Consider the following 22098-nt stretch of genomic DNA (forward strand, 5'->3'; position numbering starts at 1 on the left):
GGGCTTAATGTCCTTCGACTGAAATGCTGACGGGAAGTCCGGTTCGGGCGCTTTCGATCGCGCCAAGAACCATGGAAAGGCTCTTGATGTTGTCGTCGCTCACCGTCTCGGGCTTCCGCCCGGACTTCACCGCGTCAATAAATTCGGCGAGTACGCTCTGATGTCCGTGGGTCTCATCCTCATTGGGCGCCGACGGCACCGGGACCACCTGCTGGCCGCGCAACAGCCCCGGCTCGTTCCCGGCGACCGTGGCCTCAAAGCTCTCCTCGCCGTCCCATGTGATCATGCCCTTGGAGCCTACCAGCCTCCAAGCGCTCTCCCAGCTGGTGCGCCTCCCCTCGGCGCACCAGGAGCCGCGATAGGTGAAGACAGCATCGCCTGAGAGCTTGAAAATCGCGTTCGCCGACGCGCCATGGGCATACCAGGAGCCGGACGGATTGCTCTCCACGCAATAGACCGAAAGCGGCTGCTTGCCGGAGACGAAGCGGGCGGCATCGAACGTGTGGATCGCCATGTCGAGGAGCAAGACATTGTCCATTTCTTCTCGAAAGCCGCCGAAATGCGGACCCAGGAAGAAGTCGCAATGGATACCGGAGAGCTCCCCGATCAAGCCGTCCTCGACGGCGCGGCGCAGGCGGCGGACACCGGAAATAAAACGGCGGTTTTGCACCACGGCATGCACTCGGCCAGTCTCGGCAGCGAGCGCAAGCAGCGCCTTGGCCTCATCCATGGACGTGGCGAGCGGCTTTTCCGACAGCACATGGCAGCCGAGATTGAGCGCTGTGGAGACGACGTTGAAGCGCGCGGATGGCACCACGACATCGAACACCATATTCGCCCGCGTCGTTTCGATCACCGACGCAAGATCCGTACCGATGTTAACGTCGTCCAGCGCGAATTCAGCCGCGAGCGACTTTGCCGTCGTCAGATCAAGGTCGACGAGCCCGACGATCTCGACTTCTCCGCTCAGATCGGAAGCAGACTGAAGCGCTCGAAGCCAGCCTTTGGCCATAGCTCCGCACCCGCACAAAACGGCTCTTGATGTCACTGATATCCTCCCAAAGGATGAGCGGAACTCCTCTTCCGCACACCCCGTAAACGTTTACGACACTATGAACGAGACTTCGCATGTGTCAATAGTTTTTCGTAAACGATTACGGACCATCGTTTGGGGAGGGCAAATGACAGGCATTCGCGAGTTGGCCGAACATCTCGACATCTCGATCGGGACGGTGTCGCGTGCGCTGAACGGCAAGCCCGACGTCAACGAAGAGACACGCCGACGCGTGCTGGAAGCCGCCGAGAAGCTGGGTTACGTGGCCAATCAGGCCGGCCGCTCGCTGCGCAAGGGCGCCACCGGCATCATCGGCTTCATGATGCAGACCGGCCATGACATTACCGGTCAGGGGGATACCTTCTTCATGCGCGTCTTCGACGGCATGCAGACTGTGCTTGCCCGCCACAAGCTCGACCTCGTCGCCCTGCTCTGCTCATCGGAGGAAGATCCGGACGCTTACCTGAAGCGCATCGTCGCGCGCGGCTTCGCCGACGGCATCATCCTGTCGGCCACACGCTATCAAGATCCGCGCTTCGAACTCCTGCATAAGACGAAGATCCCCTTCATCACGCTTGGCCGAAGCCAGACCGATGTTGGCCAGCCCTGGTACGATCTGGATTTCGAAGGCATGGCGGAAGACGCGGTCGAACGTCTGGTGGCGCGCGGCCACACGCGAATTGCCATCAGCCGCCCGCATGGCGACATCAACCTCGGCCATGTCTTCGAGAACCACTGCCGCGTCGTGCTCGCCCGCCACGGCCTGGAGCTTGACCCGGCGCATGTCTATCGCTCAGGCCCGAACGAGCCGGGCGGCTATCACGTCGCCCAGCAGGTGATGAAATCACGCGACCGTCCCACAGCGATCATCCTCCTCAACGAGGCGACCGTGGTAGGCTTCTATCGCGGCCTGCAGGAGGTAGGATTGAAGCCCGGCAAGGATATCGCGGTCATCGGGCAATACAGCCCGCAGGCGCAGTTCCTGAACCCGGTTCTCACCTGCTTTCGGCCGGACTTGAGGGCGCTCGGCATCGCGCTCGCCGAAAGCCTGCTCGCCACCATGCCGGACTTTGCACATCACTATCCGGATGCCGTGCGCAGGCGCCTGTGGCCGATGATCCTGATCGAGGGTGAGAGCGACTGATGCCACTGCGGGCTCAAGCCCGCAATGCCTCCTGCCGATAACCGGTGTCGATTGTCACGCTTCCACCCACGGCACGCGAGACACAGGCACACATCTTTTCGCCTTCATGCCGCTCTTCAGGGGAAAAGAACACGTCACGATGATCGATCGGCGTGGATGCGTCGACGATGCTGACCGCACACAATCCACATTCACCGCGGCGACAGTCATAGACCATGTCGATGCCCGCCTCCATCAGCGCATCGAGCATGGTCTGGTCCGCACGCACCTCGACGGTTCGGCCATATTGCGGAACGGTGACCGAGAAAGGCTGCTCGGCAAAACGCCCGCTGTCGCCGAAAACCTCGAAGCGCAGCCGGCTCATAGACCGGCCGCTCTCGCGCCAGGTATTGCGCGCCGCTTCCAGAAGCCCATGCGGGCCGCAGATATAGGCCTCGCCGTCCACTGGAAGGGCGGCAATTTCGGCCGCAAGATCGAACGCCCGCCCCTCGTCCTGCACGAAGGTCTCGAGACCATCTCCCAGCAAAGCCTGCAGCTCGTCGACAAAAGCCATCTGCGCCCGGCTCTTCGCGCCATAAAGCAGCCGCACGGAATGACCGCGCGCGATGAGCGCCTTTGCCATGCCATAGATCGGCGTGATCCCGATACCGCCGGCAATCAGCAGATAACGCGACGCTCGCCAGGAGAGTTCGAAACGGTTCTCCGGCTCGGTCATCTCGGTCTCGTCACCGACAGCCATGTTCCAGACGAAGGCTGAGCCACCCCGACTGTTGGGATGCAGCTTGACCGCGATCTTCAGCGTGCCCGACGCACTCGGCAGCACCGTGTAGGTCCGGATCGCCGGCTCGCCCCGGATGACAACCTTGATATTGGTATGCGAGCCCGGATCAAACGCCTGCCGCAGCCCTTCCACCGCGAATGTCACGGCCCGGACATCCTCTGCCGGGGTTTCGATCGATACGACGCGCGCTGCACGCCATTCCAGCTTGGAACGCATGAAATCCTCCCAGATAATCTATTGTCGACCGCTCAGCCCGCCATCAGGGCAAGCGCCAGAACCTTGCGGCGCAGATCGGGCTGCTCCTCCAGCACGAAGTCGAGGTTTTGACGGGCAAGCCGGGCATGCTCCCGCGCCAGCGCCTCGGCGCGCGCGCCCTCCCGCAATTCGATGGCCGATACGATTGCCTTGTGCTGCGCCTGTGCGACGACGAGTGTCCTGTAAAAGGCCGGCGCATCGGACTCCGTGTTGACGAAGGCATTCGGGCTCGCAAAGGGCAGGCTCGTCATCCGCTCGATCTCGCGACGCAGAACTTCGCTTCCCGCGAGATCCCAGAGCAGGCGGTGAAACTTGCCATTCAGGGCTTCGTAGCGCTCGAAATCCATAGCAGACGCATCGACCAGCAGCACCTCATCGAGTTGCGCGACCACGTCGCGAATGGCCTTCATCCGGACCGGTGTCGCACCGCGTTCGGCAGCAAGCCGCGCGGCGGTGCCTTCCAGCACACCCCGCAACTCGATGGCATCGATCACCTCCTGCCGGCTGAACGAACGCACGGCGTAACCGCCGGACGGAATGAGCGCGACCAGACCCTCCTGTTCGAGCCGCTGCAAGGCGGCACGAAGCGGCGTGCGCGATACCGAAAGACGCTCTGCAAGAGCGACTTCCGACAGCCGCTCGCCCGGCTCGATCTCAGCCGTCAGGATGAGATCTCGCAGTCCGAGCAGTGCCTTTGCCGTCTGCTGTTTCGGAGCGCGTTCGTTATCAGCCGTCATGCCATCACTCCGCAGCCACCGCATGAGGCCCGGCCTGCGGCTTCGTCTCGGCATCGATCATACGGTCGATCAGCTTGCGCGCCCACATCGATCCGGCATCGATGTTGAGGTTGTAGAACTGGTGATCGGGATTCGCATCGATCGCCCGCTGCTGGGCCTCGAGCACCTCTTCGTCCTCACGGAAGACACCGGCGACGCCTTCGCGCAGCTCATGTGTGCGCGCCTGATTGCCAAGGTCGTAGTTGCGCGCAAAGGCCCAGAAATAGAGACAGGTCTTGTCCGTCGACGGCGTGATCGTGTTGAGCACATAACCATTCACACCCTTGGAGCGATCACCCTGCTTGGCGCCGGTTCCCGCTTCGGCAACGCCGACGTCGATGGTGACCGTGCAAGGTGCCTCGAAGCGGATGATCTGCCAGCGATCAACCTTGCCCGGGCGACCAAACTGCTTGCGCCAAAACGGCGGCGGGTCGATGTCTTCCATCCAGCGGGTGATATAGGCAAAGCGATCAGAATGACTTGCCTCGAACGGCGCCTCGGCGACGGCGCGATTGCCGATCGACGAGCCGTGTACGAAGGTCTCGTGGGTGAGATCCATCAGATTGTCGACGACAAGACGATAATCGCACTTCACCTCGATGAGCTTGCCATCGGCAGCCCAGTCGGGATCCTGATTCCAGTGCATGTCGGGGATGAGTGCGGGATCGGCCAGCGCCGGATCGCCCGGCCAGATCCAGATGAAGCGATGCTTCTCGGCGATCGGATAGGACTTCACACAGGCCGACGGATTGATCGTGTCCTGCGACGGCATGTATACACAGCGCCCCGTCTCATCGAATTCGAGACCGTGATAGCCACAGATGACATTATCACCCTCGAGCCGCCCGAGCGACAGCGGCACGAGCCTGTGCCAACAGGCATCGGCGAGCGCGACAGGCATGCCATTTTCCTTGCGATACAGGACGACGGGCTTGTTGCAGATCGTCCGCGGCAAAAGCTGACGCTTCAATTCGACATCATAGGCCGCAGCATACCAGGCATTCAGCGGAAAGGTGGGTTTGGACATGACAGCTCCTCCTCTATCGAGCCATAGAGAGCCACACTGTATACAGCATGTCAACAACAGCTACGTACAGACCGCTTGTGAGCGAAAAATCTCACCGCCCAAGCCTCAGATGTATACACGCCCTAAGGCCGGAAACCAGGCTCAAAGACAACGACATCATCCTCAACAACCACCCGAGGCGCTCTTCCCGACTTGTTTTCATCAGCATTTCTGATACGCATTGAGAAATGCAGGGAGACCCGATTTGAGCAGCCGTTTTCTGATGATCACGCCGGAGGACGGCAAGGATGTCCTCAAGAGCCTCGCCGCGCCTGCACGGTTGGCGATCCTGGAACTGCTTCACGCCAGGGGGCCTCTGAACGTCAACGAGATTGCCGAGGTGCTGGAACTCCCGCAATCCACGACATCCACACATCTTAACCAGATGGAGAACGCGGGCCTCATCCGCACCGAGGTTCAGAAGGCACGCAAGGGTAGCCAGAAGATCTGCCATGCCGTTCACGACGAGATCGTCCTGACGTTCACGCGCCCGAATGAAGCGACAGACGAGGCAATCGAAGTCTCCATGCCGGTCGGCCTTTACAGCGGCTACGACATCTACGCCCCCTGCGGCATGTGCGGTCCAGACGCGATCATTGGTTATCTTGATAGCCCCGACACCTTCCTCTCTCCGGACCGGATGAAAGCCGGCCTGCTCTGGTTCACAAGGGGCTATGTCGACTACCAGTTTCCCAACAATGCCAGGATCAAGGGCGCCCCAATCCGGGAACTGGAACTGCTCATGGAACTCTCCTCGGAAGTGCCTGGCACCTCCGAAAACTGGCCGTCCGACATCACCATCTCGATCAATGGCAAGGCGGTCGCGACCTGGACCTCACCCGGCGATTTCGGCGATCGGCGCGGCAAGTTCACACCGGATTGGTGGAAGCTGCGTGGCAGCCAATATGGCGTTCTGAAGAGCTTCCGGGTGACGGACAACGGCACCTTCATCGATGGCATGCGGGTCTCCGAGACGACACTCGGCGATCTCGAATTGCTCGACCACCGCTCGATCCGCGTTCGTATCGAAGTGCCGGAAACGGCTGAACATCCAGGCGGAATCAATATCTTCGGCCGCGGATTCGGCAATTACGACCAAGACATCGTCCTGCGCATCAAGACCTGATCACAATTGATTTTCCCGTCGATTTTGCCGGATTGACCTCCGGTCCATCCCGTGTATCATATCCTCAATTATGATAGATATCCGAAAAACGGATATATTTGGAGGAAATGCACATGCGGGCTGTCGGCACCGTTCACCGCGATTACAAGATCAGCACGATCGATCCACGTCTGTATGGCTCCTTCGTTGAGCATCTCGGTCGCGCGGTCTACACCGGCATCTATGAGCCCGATCATCCGACCGCCGACGAAAACGGTATGCGTCAGGACGTGATCGATCTGGTGCGTGAGCTGGATGTGCCCGTCGTACGCTATCCCGGCGGCAACTTCGTCTCGGCCTATAACTGGGAAGACGGCATCGGACCGAAGGAAGAACGCCCTGTTCGCCTCGACCTCGCCTGGCACACCTTGGAATCCAACCAGGTTGGCATTCACGAATTTGCCGACTGGGCCAAGGCCGCCAATACCGAGATGATGCTTGCCGTCAATCTCGGCTCGCGTGGCCTCGACGAAGCCCGTGCCTTCCTCGAATACGTGAACCACCCCGGCGGCAGCTACTGGTCGGATCTGCGCCGTAAGAACGGTCGCGAAGAGCCATGGAACGTCAAGCTGTGGTGCCTCGGCAACGAGATGGACGGCCCCTGGCAGATCGGCCAGAAGACGGCCGAAGAATATGGTCGGGTCGCCTTCGAGACCGCCAAGGCCATGCGCGCTTTCGACAGGTCGATCGAGCTCGTCGTCTGCGGCTCCTCTTCCCCGAAGATGCCGACCTATCCGGCCTGGGAGGCGACCGTGCTCGACTACACCTATGACAGCGTCGACTACATCAGCCTGCACATGTATTTCGAGAACCATGCCGGCGACACCGCCGCCTATCTGGCGCAGAACGCCCGCCTTGACGACTACATCGAGACCATCGCTTCCGTGATCAAGGTGACCAAGGCCAAGAAGCGCTCGAAGAAGGATGTCTATATCAGCTTCGACGAGTGGAACGTTTGGTATCATTCCAACGAGGCTGACCGGAAGGTTCTCGAAGGCCGCGATGGCTGGCCGCATGCGCCTGAGCTGCTCGAAGACATCTACAATTTCGAGGACGTTTTGCAGGTTGGCTGCATCCTCAACACCTTCATTCGCCGCGCAGACGTGGTGAAGGTCGGCTGCCTGGCCCAGCTGGTCAATGTGATTGCCCCGATCATGACCGTGCCCGGTGGCCCTGCCTGGCGCCAGACGACCTACTACCCCTATCTGTTTGCCTCGCGCTACGGCCGCGGCACCTCCTACCAGCTGTCGATCGACTGCCCGACATACGCAACCGACTTTGCCGAGGCCGTTCCCTATCTCGACGTCTCGGCTGTCGAAAGCGACACCGATGGCGCGCTGACCCTCTTCATCGTCAACCGCCACGAGACCGACGCCATCGCTCTCGATGTCGCGCTCGAAGGCTTCGGCGACCGGAAGGTGATCATGGACAAGGTCATCGCAGGACATGCGCTGAAGGCGGTCAACGGTCCAGAGCAGCAGACCGTCGCTCCGGTAGATGGCGATGGAGCAACCATCAAAAGCGGACGCCTCACGGGAGAGATCGCGCCGCTCAGCTACCGGATGATCCGGCTGGGTCAGTAACCAATCGACGACGGGGAGGAGAAACCATGTCGGCTTCGATTGAAATCGATAACGTCACCAAGCGCTACGGCGCACTGACCGTGCTCGAGGACATTTCGCTGTCTATCGAAGCAGGCGAATTCGTCGTCTTCCTTGGCCCGTCGGGCTGCGGCAAGTCGACCCTGCTCCGCATGATCGCAGGCCTGGAAGACGTCACAGGCGGCACCATCTCGGTAGCCGGACAGCGCGTCGACACCCTGCCGCCCGGCAAACGCGGGGTTGCGATGGTCTTCCAGTCCTATGCGCTCTACCCGCATATGACCGTGAAGCAGAACATGTCCTTCGGTCTCGAAAACATCGGCATGGCCAAGGGCGAGATCGAAAGCCGCGTGCTCGCCGCCGCCGAGACACTCGAAATCGGCCACCTGCTCGACCGAAAGCCGCAGAAGCTCTCAGGCGGCCAACGCCAGCGCGTCGCCATCGGCCGCGCCATTGTCAAGGAACCCAAGGCTTTCCTGTTCGACGAGCCATTGTCGAACCTCGACGCTGCCTTGCGTGGCCGCACACGTCTCGAGCTTGCACAACTGCACCACCGCCTCGGCTCAACGATGATCTTCGTCACCCACGACCAGGTGGAAGCGATGACGCTTGCGGACCGGATTGTCATCATGAATGCGCGCAAGATCGAACAGATCGGCACGCCGATGGATGTCTATCAGCGTCCGGCAAGCAAGTTCGTCGCAAGTTTCATCGGCTCTCCGGCCATGAACTTCTTGCCCGTGACCGGCTGGCAGAAGAGCGCGACGGGCCTTGCCGTGAGCACGGCAGGCCTTGGAACGGTGGAAACAGGCTTCCACATGCCCCTTGGCACCAGTTCAGAGGGCGCAACGCTCGGCATCCGTGCCGAGGATATCCGCGTGGTGACCGACGGGACCGCCGGTGAACCGCTGACGGCCGAGGTGGTCGAGCGTCTTGGCGATCGAACCCTCGTCTATGGCGTGCTCGACGACGGCAGCAAGCTTGTCGTGGAAGCAGATGGCCGCTCCCTGATCAAGGCCGGAGACCGGGTGATGGTCTCGGCCGATCCGAATGCCTTCCACCTCTTCGGCGCCGACGGCGGCGCTTATCGCCGGGAGGGGGAGTGACATGGCCGAAAGCTATCGCCGCAGCCAGTGGAGCCATGGGCTCTTCATCCTGCCTTATCTGCTGGTCTTCCTCGCCCTTCTCGTGTTTCCCCTTTTCTGGGGCATGTGGCTCAGCCTGCACAAGGTGGACCTCTTCGGTCCGGGTCGCTTCGTCGGCCTGACCAATTACTTCCGGGTCGCCGGTGACGCCGTCTTCCTGCAGGCCCTGCGCAACACCATCGTCTTCGTGCTGGTCAGCGTGCCGACACTCGTGGCGCTCGGCCTATTTCTGGCGCTCGCGCTCAACAGGACGACGCGCACCACCAGTTTCTTCCGAGGCCTCTTCTTCTCCTCCTCGGTGCTATCGGTCACGATCGTGACCCTGATCTGGCGCTTCGTCTTCATCCCCGGAGATGGCTTGCTGTCCGTACTCTTCACGGAGGCGGGCATCGACCAGATCAACTTCATCTCGACCAGGGGCTGGTCGCTGTTCGCCGTCGGTGTCGCGACCGTCTGGTGGTGCGTCGGCCTGCCGATGATGCTTTTTCTGGCAGCACTGCAGCAGGTCCCGAAGGATCTCTATGAAGCAGCTGCCCTCGACAATGCCGGACCCTGGCGGGTCCTGACACGGATCACCCTGCCGTCGATAGCACGCACCATCATGCTGGTCACAATCATCCAGATCGTCTTCCAGTTCCAGCTTTTCGGACAGGCGCAGCTGATGACGAATGGCGGCCCGAACGGATCCTCGCGTCCGCTGGTCATGTACATCTACGAGGTCGGCTTCGTCCGCTGGGATGTCGGTCGTGCGGCAGCAGCGTCGCAATACCTCTTCCTGATCATCCTCGTGGCCGCGATGGCGCAATACATCGTGTCCTCGCGCAAGACGGAGGACGGCGCATGACCGCCCGAGACGACACCTACAAGCCGGAAGTGCTGACGACCTACCGGCCGTTGCTTTGGGGCGCAGCCCTCCTCTCGGTCGTCATGATGGCGCCCGTGGCCTGGCTGATCGGCCTGTCGATCAAGAGCAACCAGGAACTGATGGTCGGCACGGACTCGGTTTTCCGTGCGCCCTACACGATCGCCAACTACCTGAACATCTGGCATTCATCCCAGGTCTTCGGCTGGTTCTTCAACAGCCTGGTCGTGGCCAGCGGTCAGACCCTGCTTGTTCTGGTGCTGTCATCGCTTGCCGGCTACGGATTTGCGCGGCTGGAATTCCCCTTCCGCCGGACGCTGTTCATCATCGTCCTTTTCGGTCTCGCTGTACCCGAACAAGCGGTCATCATCGCCCGCCATCAGATGTTCAACTGGTTCGGCCTGCACAACACCTATCTCGGCCTGATGCTGCCGGGCCTGTCCGGCGCCTTCGGTGTCTTCCTGATGACGCAGTTCTTCCGGGCGATCCCCAAGGAGATCGACGAGGCGGCCTTGCTCGACAATGCCTCGCAATGGCGGATCTTCTGGAAGGTCATGCTGCCGCAGACCCAGCCTGCACAGGCAACGCTCGGTATCTTCACCTTCCTCGGCGGCTGGAACGACTATTGGTGGCCCCTGATCTCCGCGACCAAGAAGGAAATGTACACCCTGACGGTCGGGCTTGCTTCGTCGCAATCCAACTTTGCCCAGAGCGAGGGCCTGGGCTTTCTCGCGGCCCAGGCGGTCTTCGCCAGCGTCCCAGCTTTGATCGTCTACGTGATCTTCCAGAAACACATCGTCACGGCCGTATCCGGCGGCGCGGTGAAGTGAAGCCGACCCGGCCGGAGAGGAGCCGGCCGGCTTTAGTCCAACAGGGCCAAGAGCCCGACACAAGGGAGTGAGACACGATGAAAAAGATTCTGATGACCACCGTTGCGATCGCCGCGCTGGGCTACGGCGCCTCGGCGCAGGCGCAGACGACGATCGAGCTGCAACGCTTCTTCGGCGCCTGCGAGGCGGAATATGGCAACGTCACCGACGTATCGGCCGCCGTCGGCGAATGCGGCATCATTACTGCGCTGATCAACAAGTTCGAAGCCGACAACCCGGATATCGACGTCAATGTCACGACGGTCGAATGGCCGGGCTACGACCAGCTGAACGCACAGCTCGCATCCGGTGCAGCACCCGACGTCGTCTCCATGCATTACTCGGCAATCTCCGACTATCAGAGCCGCGGCCTCATCGAGCCGATCGACGAAGTGCTGGCCGCTCAGGGCGTGTCGCCGGAGAACTTCACCGATGCCGGCCGCAACGGCGTCACCAAGGACGGCCAGCTGTTCGGGCTGCCCTTCGACAACTGGACCATGCTCTTCCACGTCAACCTGAACCTGATGAAGGAAGCAGGCCTCGTCAATGCAGACGGCACCCCGATGCTGCCGACATCGGCGGAAGAACTGATCTCGCAGGGCAAGCAGTTCACCGAGAAAACCGGCAAGCCCTATCTCATCCAGATCATGGCCAACGAGACGGCGTCCTATGCCCGCATTCTCTACACCCTGCTGCAGCAGCAGAACTCCGACTTCTTCTCCGATCCGACTGCCATCAAGCTGAACACACCGGAAGCCAAGGCCGCCGTCGAGCTGATGAAGGCGACCAAGGATGAAGGCATCTCAACCACCGGCCTCGACTATGCAGCCGCCGTCTCCGGCTTCGCCAACGGGGCGGGCGGTATTGCCGTCAACGGCACCTGGCTGATCGGCGATTATGTTGCCCAGTCCGAAAAGGAAGGCACGGCGCTCTCGAATGGCTACACAGTCTATCCCGTTCCGCAGCTCTTCCCGGCGCAGGACAGCACCTATGCAGATGGCCACAGCTGGGTGATGCCGAAGAAGGACCGCACACCAGAGCAGGTGGACGCGATCGGCAAGCTCTTCAAGTTCCTGTCGGACAACGACTTCCAGTGGGCCCGCACCGGCCACCTGCCGGCTTCCAAGGCAGTCTTCGATATGGACGAGTTCAAGTCCCTGCCGCATCGCGAAAACATCGCGAAGATCGCCGACACCGGCCGCTCGCTGCCGGCCGAAGTCCAGCGCCAGTTCCCGATCCAGGACATCATCGGTGAGGAAATCGGTGCTGCCGTGAATGGCGACAAGTCGGTCGACGAAGCGCTCGCTTCGGCAGAAAGCCGCGTCAACGAACTGCTCGGCGATCTCTGATCCCAGCCCGACTCCCCAAGGCCTCCCTGGCCTGCCTCGCGCACTTCGGTATGCGGGGCCTTTTTGAGGACCCACACAGCCAATCTCCAGGTGATGGAGCGCGATCACATGTCCTGTTTGTAGCGCTGCATGAAACCTCGGTCGATCCGGTCCTTCCAGCGAGCAACACAGCGCCCCACAACGGCTAATCCCCATTTGTCGGCAATCGCCCGGCCGTTCGGCAGCGATATCAGCACCAACCAGGAGCGCTGCGGGCGATAGGCTTGAAGCGCCTCCCCCTTCAGACTTCGATGGATATTGTTCGCAAGGACAGGACCCTGACGGACCGCGAAGACACCCGCCTTGGGACGTGGGTCAGCCAGAGATGCCACGTCGCCGGCGGCGAAGATATCCGGATGCGACAGGGAGCGAAGGTTTTCATCGACCCGAATGAAGCCTCCGGCATCGAGCAGAAGCCCGGTCTCTCGAAGAAACTCTTGGGAACCGCTCGATGTCGTCCATATGACTTCGTCAGCGACAAGCCTCCGGCCATCCCGCGCGACGACTTCGCCGGCTTGAAAACCGACCACGTCAAAAGCCGGATGGTGGGCGATCCCTGCCATCCTTAGCTCCTTTTCCACCAGTCGCCGTGCTCGAACACTACGCTCCGGCACCGGCTCCGCAGACCGTCCGATCAGCGCGATCTCGACATCCCGGCCGGCAAATCTCTGCTTCAGGGCAAAGGCCACCTCGACCCCCGCCACCCCCTGTCCCACGACTGCGAGCTTCACGCGCTCGCCCGCAGCGATCAGAGCATCGAGCCGTCCGAGGCGATCGGTGAAGCTTGAAATCGGCTTGACGGAAATGCCGGCTGATATCCCCAGCGGCAGCGACGGCGTGGATCCGATATCGACCGAAAGGAGGCGATAGCCGATAGAGCTGCCCTCTGCGAAACTCACGATCCGTTCTTCGGGATCAATCTGGGTGGCCGACGTATCGAGAAAGGTCACACCGAAGCGCAAGCACAATGCGGCCAGATCGATATGAAAGTCGTCAAAGCTGTAGACGCCGGCGATGTAGCCCGGAAGCATACCGGAATAAGGCGCATACCGGCCGGGGGAGACGAGCGTCATCCTCGCCCCGAGACCCAACTGGCCAAGCCGCCGGATCACCTCGACATGCGCATGGCCGCCGCCGAGCAGCAGGATCTCGGCGTTGATGCCGGCATCTTCATCCATGATCGTTCTCCCGATCGCCCAACCGATGAACCGGCCCGCCCGCCGCCTCCGCATCGGCCTCGTCATGCGTGACGAGAATGACTGGCAGACCGGCGCTGCGAGCGCGGGCAAAGACAAGTGCGCGCATCTGGTTGCGAAGCGCCATGTCGAGTTTGGAGAAGGGTTCATCGAGCAACAGCAGGCGGGGCTGCGAGACCAGGACACGGGCGAGCGCCACGCGCGCCTTCTGGCCACCTGAAAGCGTCGCCGGATCGCGATCCTCGAAGCCTGCGAGCTCCATTTCGCGGAGGATGTCGGCCGCCATGCGCCGTCTGACCTTCCGGTCCGAAACCTCCCCCGGAATGGCGAAGGCAACATTGGCGCCGACGGACATATGCGGAAAGAGCAGCGGATCCTGGAAGAGGATACCAGCCCGTCGCTGCTCCGGCGCGAGCGCCAGGAGATCGACACCACCAACGGAGACCGCACCCTCCGCATGAAAGGCAGGCTCGAGAAAACCGCCGATGAAGGAAAGCAGCGTCGATTTCCCCGACCCCGAAGGGCCCATGACCGTGAAGACCGAGCCGGAAGGCACCTCTGCATCGAGCGCGATCAGAAGATTGTCTCCAAGGCGGATCTTAATCTTGGAGAGGTGAAGGCCTGTCTCGACCTGTCTTTGCAGCCCCATCAGACCCTCATCTCACGACGGTTGCGATGAAGAACAGCCGGCAAAAATGCGGCAAGCGCGAAGGCGAGGAAGGGGAGAATGGTCTGCAACAGGGCGTAAACTCCGATAACGCGGCGGTTGTTGCCGGAGGCGAGTGCAACAGCCTCCGTGGTGATGGTGGTGAGCCGTCCCTCCCCGATCAGCAGCGTCGGCAGATACTGCCCGACCGAGACAGCGAAGCCGACGGCAAGAGCGGTCAGGATCGGTCGGATCAGCAGCGGCAGGCGGATCGACAGAAGCACCGAGAGACGGGAGCGGCCGAGCGCGGTGGCGATGATTTCATAGCGGCGATCGAGCGCACGCCACGGATCGGCAAGGGACAGGAATACGTAAGGCAGCACGAACACAAGATGCACCAGGATGAGGCCGGCGAGCCGGTTGTCGCTGCCGCTGCCGACGAAGAGCAGCTGAAGGCCGAAAACGAAGGCGATCTGGGGCACGATGAGCGGCAGATACAGAAGCAGCAGGCTCCTGTCCCCGCCCCGTCGCCCCGTCTGGATCTCGCGCTCGAGGCAGCCGACCGTCAGCACCACCGCGATCAGCGTCGATGCAAGCCCCGCGATTAGCGTCGTCACCAAGGGGTCGCCGATGCGCGGAAGGGTCGTCATCCAGCTGCGCAGGGTGAAATCGCGCGGCAGGAGATCTGGAAACTGCCAGAGGCCGGCGAGCGACCAAAGACCGAGGAGGAAAAGACCCGCGAACACGCTCGCGCCTATGATGGTGACTGCGATAATCGCGAGCCTGCGGACAGTCAGGTCATGCACGAAACGATAGCCGCGATCGCTGAGAGCTCTCACCAGCATGGCACTGACCTTTTCCAGACTGAACCATGCAAGCAGTGCGATCAGCGTGACCCCGAGCTGCAAGACGGCACCGGCCGACGCGAGAAACCGCACGGAGAGGTCAGGATCGTTCATCCACTGGACGAGACGCGTGGCAAGCGTGCCGGGCAGATTGGGACCGAGGATCACCGCGACATCCACGGCCGAGGACGAGTAGGCAATCACGGCATAAACAGCGAAACGGATTTGCCGGTAGAGCGCCGGCCAGAGCAGATAGACGAAGCCCGCAATCCGCCCATAGCCGAAGGAGGCCGCAAGCCTTCGGGCGGGTGCGAGGTCGACCTGCGGCAGAGCCGCCAATGTCACCAGGAACAGGAAGGGCGTTTCCTTGATCACGAGGCCAGCGATCATGGCCAGCCCCCAGGGATCATGCGGAATGAGAATGTCGGGCGGTCGATCGATGCCAAGAATTGGTGCCAAGAGCCGAATGAGAAGGCCGGAGGGCGCAATGAGGAAGGCAAGCCCGAAGGCTGCGGCTGCATGCGGCACCGCGAGAAGCGGGGAGATGAGGTGCTGGATGCGCGCAAGAACAGGTGTCCCGGCGAAGCCTGCGACAAACAACAGGGTTATACCGAGCGAGAGGATGGTGGCGACAAGTCCGGTGACCAGACTCAGGACGGCGGCCGGAACGAGCCCCGGCGTTGCAAAAAGGGCTCGGAAAGGATTAAGGCTGAGGCCCACACCGCCGAGCGCCGGCAGATAGCCGAAGGCCGGCAGGAATGTGCCGAGAAGGCCGAAGGCGATCGGCAGCAAGAGCAGGCCGAGCGTGACGGCGACCGCGCTTCGGGGAAGAAGCGCAGCCGATCGGTCGGCCAAACTGCGAGCCTTCAGTCTTCCCTGCACGGCTCAGTTGCCGCTGGCATAGCGTCGACGCCACTCGACTTCGATCCGCTCCATCCAGCTGGCATGCGGCTCGGCGATCACGGGTCCGAGTTTGTCCGGCGAGAGCGTCGCGACGCCAAGATCGAGTGCGGCGAAGGCAGCACGATCGGCGTCCGGCAGCTTCGCCATCGAAAGGACAGTCGGATCCCCCCAATAGGTCGGGTCCTGCTTGCGCAGCTGCGCCTCCGGCGAAATCAGGAAATTCGCCGTCAGCAGCGCGCCTTCCTTGGCATTCGCATTGTAGGGAATGGCGACGAAATGGGTATTGCCGAGCGTGCCGCCGGAGAAGGTGAAGGATCGCACCGTGTCGGGAAGCTCCCCTGCCTTGATGCCGGCAGAGGCTTCCGACGGGTTGAATGCGAAGATGATGTCGAGTTCGCCATCGGCGAGCTTTTGCTTCATGTCCGGATAGTTTTGCGGAAAGGCCTTGCCAGACCGCCATGCGGCATCATGGAGCTGGTCGAGATAGGCAAACAGCGGCTCGACGTCCCGTTCGAAACTTTCCTCGTTCACAGGTTCGGCAAGTTTGCCCGGATCGTCGATCACTTCACTCAGCACCTGTTTGAGGAAGGACGACCCGATGAAATCAGGCGGAGCCGGATAGGAGAAGCGACCTGGGTTCTGCTTGGCCCAGTCGAGCAGTTGGCTTGCATTGTCAGGCAGGCTCGAGGCCTCGGTCCGGGCACCATCGTAGAAAAAGACCATCTTCGCCCCGCCCCAGGGGCTTTCCAAGCCCTCCGTCGGCTCGGTGAAGTCGGTGAGGATTGTCGGCTGGTTTTCAACATCGACATAAACCCAGTTCGGCAAGGACGTCGCCCAGCCGGGTGTAAGAAGCAGCTCCTGCTGCTTCATCGACACGAAGTTCTCGCCGTTGATCCAGATGAGATCGACGGAGCCACCTGCATCCTTGCCGGCGGCTTTTTCGGCGATCACCTTGGCCACGGCACTCGCAGTGTCATCGAGCTTCACCTGAACGACGGTCACGCCATAGCGTGACTGCATCTCGGCGCCGACCCATTCGAGATAGGCGTTGATGTTTTCCGATCCGCCCCAGGCGTTGAAATAGACCGTCTGGCCGTAAGCGCTCTTCTCGATGGCAGCCCAGTCGGAAAGATCCGGGCCGGACGCAAGTGCTGGCAAACCGCTGGCCGCCGCGATGAAGCCTGCGGCGAAAATTCCTGTCATTGATCGCATGATCTGCCCTTCTCCCTCAAATTGACGATGTCACATGCCTGCATTTCAGCTCTCTTCATTGGAACTACGCTCATGATGTCCGACGGATTTCATGATGGTCGTCCAGACTGGATCCGTCGTCTGGCCAGCGCGGCCTGGATCTCGGCACTCGGCAGCGGATCCTCAGCAGCTCCAGCCAATACGGCAAGATCGCGGGTTATCCGCATTTGCTCGACGAAAGCCCGGCATCCGCGACACATCGCCAGATGCAGCCGGATGTTCAGTCGTGGCCACAAGCCCAGCTCGCCATCGATCAAAAGGCTCGCCCGCTCCGCGACTTCGCTGCATCGAAACATGACTTACGATTCCCTCAACCCTGTGATCTCACTGTTCATCGCGAAGCACCTCGCTTGCGGATCTGCCGCACCACCGTGGGGATCAGCGCGACAAGCGCCAGCGCGAAAAAGGCGAGCGTGATTTCCGGGGTGACAAGATCCGAGATCTTCGCTTGCTGGCCACTCTGCTGTGCGGCCACAAGCACACTGTCGACGCCCTGCCCGAGATAGGCATAGGCAAAGGTGCCAGGCAGGATGCCGAAGAATGTCGCCGCGAAAAAACGGCCAAGGCTGATATCGAACAGAGCAGCGGCAATGTTCACCACGAAGAACGGAAAGACCGGCGCCAACCGGATGGCGAAGAGATAGCCGAATGCGTTTTCGCGGAAGCCGTCGGCAAGCTTCTTCACGACACCATCGACGCGATGGCGAAGGAAACTGCCGAAGGCCGATCGCGTTGCAAGGAAGAGGATGGACGCGCCGACGGTGGCTCCGACAGCCACGAGTGCGCCGCCGATCATCCAGCCGAACAGAAAGCCGCCGAAGATGGTCAACACCGACGCGGCCGGGAATGAGAAGGCAACGGCGGCAATGTAGATCCCAAGGAAAAGCAATGCCGACCAGAGAAAATTGGCATCGACATAGGCCCTGAGAGCCTGTCTTTGCTCGGCAAGAAACGCCAGGCTCAGATAGTCCTGCAGGCCGAAGGCATAACCGAGAGCGAGGCCAGCAAGGACGACGACCACGGGCACAAATCGCCAGATCTTGCTTCGGCGGCTTGTGATGGCTGAGGCGGTGTCGTTGGCATCCGGCGAAAGATGGCCAGGACGAGACCCGTTGCGATCAGTCATGGACATCTCCCGAAAAGCAGTCGGCGCGCTGTAAGACCGCACCGCTCGCGACGACAGACACGGCATGGTCACTATGACTTGATGGGCGCGAATGCGGCTGGACTTTAAAGATGATTGTTTCGCTAATGGCCGCCGGATTGATGTGAGGGGCGGCGTGACGCAGGTCGAAGGGGATGATCAGGCTCTGGTTTTGCGCCTGGTGGATGGCGATGCTGCGGCTTTCGATGTTCTCTATCGGCGCCACAATGCCGCGATGATCCGTTTTGGCACCGGCATCGTTCAGCACCGGCACCTTGCCGAGGAGGTCGTTCAGGACACCTGGATCGCCGTGCTCGGTCGTATCGATCTCTTCGAGGGACGCAGCTCGCTTGCCAGCTGGATCTACACCATCCTCATCAACAAGGCGCGCAGCCGCGCCCGCCGCGAAGGGCGTACCGTCTTCTTCGACGATCACGCCAGTGGCGACAGCCTGGCAGACGCGTTTGACGGTCGCGGCCACTGGCGCCAGATCCCGGAACTCTGGGAGAACCTGACCCCGGAACGTCACATTGAGGGTCGAAGCGTGCTGCAGCACGTCGAAGATGTGATCGACACTCTGCCGCCGACGCAACGGGCGGTGCTCATTCTTCGCGGCCAGCAGGAGCTCGACCCCAGCGAGGTATGCGCATTGCTCAACATCAGCGAAGGCAATATGCGCGTGCTCCTGCATCGCGCCCGGCTCACGGTTCGCAACGCACTCGACCGTTTGAACGCGGCCGGCTGAAACGGCGTGTCGAGCCTTCATCGCGATCCCTCCGAAAAGGCGACCCATCCCTGACGCCAGCGGATGACGGTGGTCAGCGCACAAAGCGCGGCAAAACCGTAGGCAATCACGGCGAAGTTTTCGGGGAAAAGGCACATGGCAACGAAGACGGCGATCGTCTCGAATCCTTCCGCCAGACCGCCGGCATAATAGATGCCCTTGGTCGGAAATTCTGGCGCCTTGCGGCCAAGCTTTGCGGCGACCGCCGAAAAGGCGAGAAAGGACGATCCCGTGCCGACGAAGGAAACGATGAGGATGGCCGCCGGCAGAGCGTTCACCTCAGGCGAGGCGATCGCAAAGCCAAGCGGGATCAAGGCGTAAAAGACCATGTCGAAAGCGATATCGAGATAGGCACCGCGATCCGTCGGCCCTTGGATACGGGCGACCGCACCATCGAGGCCGTCAAAGCCGCGATTGGCGAGGATCAACAGAAGCGCTGCCAGCCAGTACCCGAAGCTGATTGCGGCGAAAGCACCAAGCCCGGCGAGGAAACCCACGACGCTGATTTGATCCGCCCGCACACCACGCCTGGCAAGAAACGCGGCCATTGGTTGGAGCGCCGCCTTTTGCAGCGGCAGGATCTTCGCATCGATCATCCACGTCTCCAGGTCTGGAAACGCTCGAGCAGCGAGAGCAGAAAACCATTGATATGCGCCCGCCGCCACTGCCCGGCGACCATCTTGTTCGCTTCGGCCAGCGTCGGATAGATGTGGATCGTGCCGAGGATCTTTCCGAGCCCATGGCCATGCTTCATGGCGAAGACGAATTCCGCGATTAGATCGCCCGCATGTGCGCCGACGATGGTGACGCCAAGGATCTTGTCCTTGCCCGGTACGGTCAGCACCTTGACGAAGCCATGCGCCGAGCCGTCGGCAATCGCCCTATCGAGATCATCGATACCGAAGCGCGTCACCTCGTAGGGGATCTTCTTTTCCTTCGCCTCCGTTTCCGAGAGACCGACGCGCGCCACTTCCGGGTCCGTGAATGTCGCCCAGGGGATGACCGAGTAATCGGCCTTGAAGCGCTTGAGGTCACCAAACAGCGCATTGATCGCCGCAAACCAGGCCTGATGTCCGGCGACATGGGTGAACTGATAAGGGCCGGCCACGTCACCGGCGGCCAGGATGTTCGGGTAGAGCGTCTGAAGATACTCGTTGGTCTCGACGACACGGTCGACCTTGATGCCGAGTTCCTCGAGCCCGAAGCCCTTCAGGCGCGGCGCACGCCCGACGGCAACGATGATTTCGTCAAAGCCGATACGGTCTCGGCCACCTGCATGCTCCACCTCGAGCCATTTGTCGTCGCCATCCGTGCCGCAAGCCACGGCTTTGTGCCCAGTCAGCACCTGCACACCATCGGTCTTCAGCGATGCCTCGACAAAGCCGGCCGCGTCCGGATCCTCACGCATCATCACCCGCGGGGCCATCTCGATCTGAGCGACTTGCGAGCCTAGCCGGGCGAAACTCTGGGCCAGTTCACACCCGATCGGCCCACCGCCGAGAACGACGAGACGACGCGGCACCTCCGGCCGGTCGCGCAGCCTCTCCCATAAAGTGTCGGACGTGAGATAACCGACTTCAGCCAGACCCGGGATCGGAGGCACGAAGGGTTGCGCGCCGGTTGCGATGATGATCGCCCGCGTCGTCAGCCGCTGCGTACCGCCGCTGCTCAATGCAATCTCCACCGTCCACGGATCGACGAGCTTCGCATAGCCCTGGAGAACCTCGACGCCGAGCCCCGTATAGCGCTCGACACTGTCATGCGGCTCGATCTCAGCAATCACCTTGTGGATCCGCTCCATCACGGCGGAAAAGGGCACCGTGGGCTCGACGGCTTCGAGGCCGTAGCGATCCGCATGGCGCATCTGATGCGCCACCTTGGCGCTCTTGATCAGAGCCTTGGACGGAACACAGCCAAAGTTCAGGCAATCGCCACCCATCTTGTTGGCTTCAACGAGCGTCACCTTTGCCTTGGCGGCGGCGGCGATATAGGCAGAGACGAGCCCGGCCGAGCCCGCACCGATCACGACAAGGTTGCGATCGAAGCGCTTGGGCTTTGTCCACTGCGCATCTGCGGCGCCTGGCATTTGTTTCATACTGCTCATCAACAGTCCCGTACGCACAATGGGGTTTCACGGATTAGACGGCGCAAACTGCGTTTCGTTACAGTCTTCAGAACATTTTTTCTTAGATACCGAGGATAGGCTCGGGAATGGCTCAGCGATCACGTTCGGGCAGGAATGGCCCCTCACCCCAGACGATCGATCTCTCGTGACGCTCGATCACCTTCTTCAGGTCGGTGAATTCCCGGACAATATGATCCTGAAACTTGCGACAGGCCGGGTTCGGATAGGTCTTGCGCTTGGTAATGATGCCCAGCGTGCGCTCCGGCTGCGGGATATCGACGGGCACGATGGAGATCTTGTTCTCACCCTTGAAGGAAAAGACCACCGAATGCGGCAGGATCGCCAGCGCGTCGGTCGAGGCGATGTAGTTGACGACGGACAGAAGCGATCCACCGGAATAGCGGACCTGTAGCTCGCTGATCCCGAGCGTGATCAGAATGTTGTGCAGATCCAGCACCAAGGGAGAGCCCGGCAGCGGCGCCACCCAGGGATAGGTCATGATATCTTCGATGCTGAGCCGCCGCTTCCTCAGCAGCGGGTGCCCTACCGCACAGGTCAGCACATTGCGCCCCGGCAGGATAGACTGGAACTCGAAATCGCTCTTCAGGTCCGCGCTTCCGATCGGCGTGATCGCCATATCGATCTGACTGGAATCGAGCTCGGTCAGCAGATCCGGCAGGTTGCCGTAGGACTGCTCGACGAGAATATCGCGTTCGCGAAGCTGGAAGGTCGCGATCATCTGCGAGATGACGGCATCCATGAAGAAGGGAACCCCACCCACCTTGATCCGGCCTGCCGTGCCTGACTGAAAGCTTCTGACGATCTCGACCGCCTTGCGCGATGCGGCCAGGATGGAACGGCCCTGGATGGCCAGTTGCTGGCCGAGCGGCGTGAGTTGCAGCGGCCGCTTGCCGGGCGTGAAGAGTGGCTCGCCCACCCTGCGCTCCAGCATGGACAAGGTTCGCGAGACGGCCGGCTGGGTCATGCCAAGCATGGCAGCGCCTTCCGTGACACCACCGGTTTCGGCGACGGCAGCAAGCTGGACGAGGTGGCGCTCATCGATCTTCATAGCAATCTGCTATATCGGTCATAAGCAAT

At 61.3% G+C, this 22098-nt stretch carries 21 protein-coding genes; 8 read left to right on the top strand and 13 right to left on the bottom strand.

Annotated elements, in window-relative coordinates; translation table 11 throughout:
• Window positions 1–4: 4 nt before the first annotated feature.
• Entirely contained in the window at window positions 5–1048 is a 1044-nt protein-coding gene (locus tag ACQKP1_RS17795; protein ID WP_427276267.1) for a Gfo/Idh/MocA family protein, read from the bottom strand.
• A 133-nt stretch (window positions 1049–1181) separates the two neighbouring features.
• Between ACQKP1_RS17795 and ACQKP1_RS17800 the strand changes: the two genes are divergently transcribed.
• On the top strand, window positions 1182–2198 hold the full coding sequence (locus tag ACQKP1_RS17800; protein ID WP_427276268.1) for a LacI family DNA-binding transcriptional regulator: 1017 nt from the start codon (window positions 1182–1184) through the stop codon (window positions 2196–2198).
• A gap of 13 nt (window positions 2199–2211) precedes the next feature.
• Here the strand turns inward: ACQKP1_RS17800 and ACQKP1_RS17805 are convergent, their stop codons facing one another.
• From ACQKP1_RS17805 to ACQKP1_RS17815, 3 genes are read right to left on the bottom strand one after another with little or no spacing between them, the layout of a single operon-like run.
• A complete protein-coding gene (locus ACQKP1_RS17805) occupies window positions 2212–3195 on the bottom strand; it encodes a PDR/VanB family oxidoreductase (RefSeq protein WP_427276269.1) in 984 nt (327 codons plus the stop codon).
• A gap of 32 nt (window positions 3196–3227) precedes the next feature.
• On the bottom strand, window positions 3228–3971 hold the full coding sequence (locus ACQKP1_RS17810; protein WP_427276270.1) for a GntR family transcriptional regulator: 744 nt from the start codon (window positions 3969–3971) through the stop codon (window positions 3228–3230).
• A gap of 4 nt (window positions 3972–3975) precedes the next feature.
• Window positions 3976–5037, bottom strand: coding sequence for a Rieske 2Fe-2S domain-containing protein (locus ACQKP1_RS17815; protein ID WP_427276271.1), 1062 nt, complete (start codon window positions 5035–5037; stop codon window positions 3976–3978).
• 244 nt (window positions 5038–5281) lie between these two features.
• Between ACQKP1_RS17815 and ACQKP1_RS17820 the strand changes: the two genes are divergently transcribed.
• The 6 genes from ACQKP1_RS17820 (at window position 5282) to ACQKP1_RS17845 (ending at window position 12067) form a co-directional block, all read left to right on the top strand.
• A complete protein-coding gene (locus ACQKP1_RS17820; RefSeq protein WP_427276272.1) occupies window positions 5282–6202 on the top strand; it encodes an ArsR/SmtB family transcription factor in 921 nt (306 codons plus the stop codon).
• 113 nt (window positions 6203–6315) lie between these two features.
• The gene (locus tag ACQKP1_RS17825; RefSeq protein WP_427276273.1) at window positions 6316–7824 is read left to right on the top strand and encodes an alpha-N-arabinofuranosidase; all 1509 of its coding nucleotides are present in this window, start codon (window positions 6316–6318) and stop codon (window positions 7822–7824) included.
• A gap of 26 nt (window positions 7825–7850) precedes the next feature.
• Entirely contained in the window at window positions 7851–8948 is a 1098-nt protein-coding gene (locus tag ACQKP1_RS17830; protein ID WP_427276274.1) for an ABC transporter ATP-binding protein, read from the top strand.
• A 1-nt stretch (window position 8949) separates the two neighbouring features.
• Window positions 8950–9831 carry a carbohydrate ABC transporter permease gene (locus ACQKP1_RS17835; protein ID WP_006724882.1) on the top strand — a complete coding sequence of 294 codons (882 nt, stop codon included), beginning with the start codon at window positions 8950–8952 and terminating at the stop codon, window positions 9829–9831.
• Window positions 9828–10679, top strand: coding sequence for a carbohydrate ABC transporter permease (locus ACQKP1_RS17840; protein WP_427276275.1), 852 nt, complete (start codon window positions 9828–9830; stop codon window positions 10677–10679). Before ACQKP1_RS17835 ends, ACQKP1_RS17840 begins: the two co-directional genes overlap by 4 nt.
• Before the next feature lie 77 nt (window positions 10680–10756).
• A complete protein-coding gene (locus ACQKP1_RS17845; protein WP_427276276.1) occupies window positions 10757–12067 on the top strand; it encodes an extracellular solute-binding protein in 1311 nt (436 codons plus the stop codon).
• A gap of 104 nt (window positions 12068–12171) precedes the next feature.
• Here the strand turns inward: ACQKP1_RS17845 and ACQKP1_RS17850 are convergent, their stop codons facing one another.
• From ACQKP1_RS17850 to ACQKP1_RS17875, 6 genes are all read right to left on the bottom strand, one after another.
• Complete coding sequence (locus tag ACQKP1_RS17850; protein WP_427276277.1) at window positions 12172–13284, bottom strand: FAD-dependent oxidoreductase; 1113 nt, start codon at window positions 13282–13284, stop codon at window positions 12172–12174.
• Window positions 13277–13951, bottom strand: a complete 675-nt coding sequence (locus ACQKP1_RS17855) for an ATP-binding cassette domain-containing protein (RefSeq protein ID WP_427276278.1) — start codon at window positions 13949–13951, stop codon at window positions 13277–13279. The genes ACQKP1_RS17850 and ACQKP1_RS17855 overlap by 8 nt, the downstream gene beginning before the upstream one ends.
• Complete coding sequence (locus tag ACQKP1_RS17860; RefSeq protein ID WP_427276279.1) at window positions 13951–15648, bottom strand: ABC transporter permease; 1698 nt, start codon at window positions 15646–15648, stop codon at window positions 13951–13953. The genes ACQKP1_RS17855 and ACQKP1_RS17860 overlap by 1 nt, the downstream gene beginning before the upstream one ends.
• A gap of 30 nt (window positions 15649–15678) precedes the next feature.
• The gene (locus ACQKP1_RS17865) at window positions 15679–16911 is read right to left on the bottom strand and encodes an ABC transporter substrate-binding protein (protein ID WP_427276479.1); all 1233 of its coding nucleotides are present in this window, start codon (window positions 16909–16911) and stop codon (window positions 15679–15681) included.
• Window positions 16912–16997: 86 nt separating this feature from the next.
• Window positions 16998–17243 (bottom strand): zf-HC2 domain-containing protein, encoded by a 246-nt coding sequence (locus ACQKP1_RS17870; RefSeq protein ID WP_427276280.1) that lies wholly within the window; start codon window positions 17241–17243, stop codon window positions 16998–17000.
• A 35-nt stretch (window positions 17244–17278) separates the two neighbouring features.
• The gene (locus ACQKP1_RS17875; RefSeq protein ID WP_427276281.1) at window positions 17279–18073 is read right to left on the bottom strand and encodes a TVP38/TMEM64 family protein; all 795 of its coding nucleotides are present in this window, start codon (window positions 18071–18073) and stop codon (window positions 17279–17281) included.
• Window positions 18074–18227: 154 nt separating this feature from the next.
• Here ACQKP1_RS17875 and ACQKP1_RS17880 point away from each other — a divergent pair, with 154 nt between their 5' ends.
• Window positions 18228–18836, top strand: coding sequence for an RNA polymerase sigma factor (locus ACQKP1_RS17880; RefSeq protein WP_427276282.1), 609 nt, complete (start codon window positions 18228–18230; stop codon window positions 18834–18836).
• A 17-nt stretch (window positions 18837–18853) separates the two neighbouring features.
• On the opposite strand, the gene ACQKP1_RS17885 is transcribed toward ACQKP1_RS17880, so the two are convergent.
• The 3 genes from ACQKP1_RS17885 to ACQKP1_RS17895 form a co-directional block, all read right to left on the bottom strand.
• Entirely contained in the window at window positions 18854–19471 is a 618-nt protein-coding gene (locus tag ACQKP1_RS17885; RefSeq protein WP_427276283.1) for a CDP-alcohol phosphatidyltransferase family protein, read from the bottom strand.
• A complete protein-coding gene (locus tag ACQKP1_RS17890) occupies window positions 19468–20979 on the bottom strand; it encodes a dihydrolipoyl dehydrogenase family protein (protein WP_427276284.1) in 1512 nt (503 codons plus the stop codon). The genes ACQKP1_RS17885 and ACQKP1_RS17890 overlap by 4 nt, the downstream gene beginning before the upstream one ends.
• 112 nt (window positions 20980–21091) lie before the next feature.
• On the bottom strand, window positions 21092–22069 hold the full coding sequence (locus ACQKP1_RS17895) for a LysR family transcriptional regulator (RefSeq protein ID WP_203018022.1): 978 nt from the start codon (window positions 22067–22069) through the stop codon (window positions 21092–21094).
• Between the last annotated feature and the right edge of the window lie 29 nt (window positions 22070–22098).

This window comes from Allorhizobium sp. NPDC080224 (assembly GCF_050281005.1).
Classification (GTDB): domain Bacteria; phylum Pseudomonadota; class Alphaproteobacteria; order Rhizobiales; family Rhizobiaceae; genus Allorhizobium.

Bases quoted from the DNA above. Each gene is read 5' to 3' on its own strand.
- ACQKP1_RS17870 (WP_427276280.1), bottom strand. From the start codon at position 17,243: ATGTTTCGATGCAGCGAAGTCGCGGAGCGGGCGAGCCTTTTGATCGAT.
- ACQKP1_RS17810 (WP_427276270.1), bottom strand. From the start codon at position 3,971: ATGACGGCTGATAACGAACGCGCTCCGAAACAGCAGACGGCAAAGGCA.
- ACQKP1_RS17885 (WP_427276283.1), bottom strand. From the start codon at position 19,471: ATGATCGATGCGAAGATCCTGCCGCTGCAAAAGGCGGCGCTCCAACCA.
- ACQKP1_RS17845 (WP_427276276.1), top strand. From the start codon at position 10,757: ATGAAAAAGATTCTGATGACCACCGTTGCGATCGCCGCGCTGGGCTAC.
- ACQKP1_RS17855 (WP_427276278.1), bottom strand. From the start codon at position 13,951: ATGGGGCTGCAAAGACAGGTCGAGACAGGCCTTCACCTCTCCAAGATT.
- ACQKP1_RS17890 (WP_427276284.1), bottom strand. From the start codon at position 20,979: ATGAGCAGTATGAAACAAATGCCAGGCGCCGCAGATGCGCAGTGGACA.
- ACQKP1_RS17850 (WP_427276277.1), bottom strand. From the start codon at position 13,284: ATGGATGAAGATGCCGGCATCAACGCCGAGATCCTGCTGCTCGGCGGC.
- ACQKP1_RS17815 (WP_427276271.1), bottom strand. From the start codon at position 5,037: ATGTCCAAACCCACCTTTCCGCTGAATGCCTGGTATGCTGCGGCCTAT.
- ACQKP1_RS17840 (WP_427276275.1), top strand. From the start codon at position 9,828: ATGACCGCCCGAGACGACACCTACAAGCCGGAAGTGCTGACGACCTAC.
- ACQKP1_RS17805 (WP_427276269.1), bottom strand. From the start codon at position 3,195: ATGCGTTCCAAGCTGGAATGGCGTGCAGCGCGCGTCGTATCGATCGAA.
- ACQKP1_RS17800 (WP_427276268.1), top strand. From the start codon at position 1,182: ATGACAGGCATTCGCGAGTTGGCCGAACATCTCGACATCTCGATCGGG.
- ACQKP1_RS17830 (WP_427276274.1), top strand. From the start codon at position 7,851: ATGTCGGCTTCGATTGAAATCGATAACGTCACCAAGCGCTACGGCGCA.
- ACQKP1_RS17895 (WP_203018022.1), bottom strand. From the start codon at position 22,069: ATGAAGATCGATGAGCGCCACCTCGTCCAGCTTGCTGCCGTCGCCGAA.
- ACQKP1_RS17825 (WP_427276273.1), top strand. From the start codon at position 6,316: ATGCGGGCTGTCGGCACCGTTCACCGCGATTACAAGATCAGCACGATC.
- ACQKP1_RS17835 (WP_006724882.1), top strand. From the start codon at position 8,950: ATGGCCGAAAGCTATCGCCGCAGCCAGTGGAGCCATGGGCTCTTCATC.
- ACQKP1_RS17875 (WP_427276281.1), bottom strand. From the start codon at position 18,073: ATGACTGATCGCAACGGGTCTCGTCCTGGCCATCTTTCGCCGGATGCC.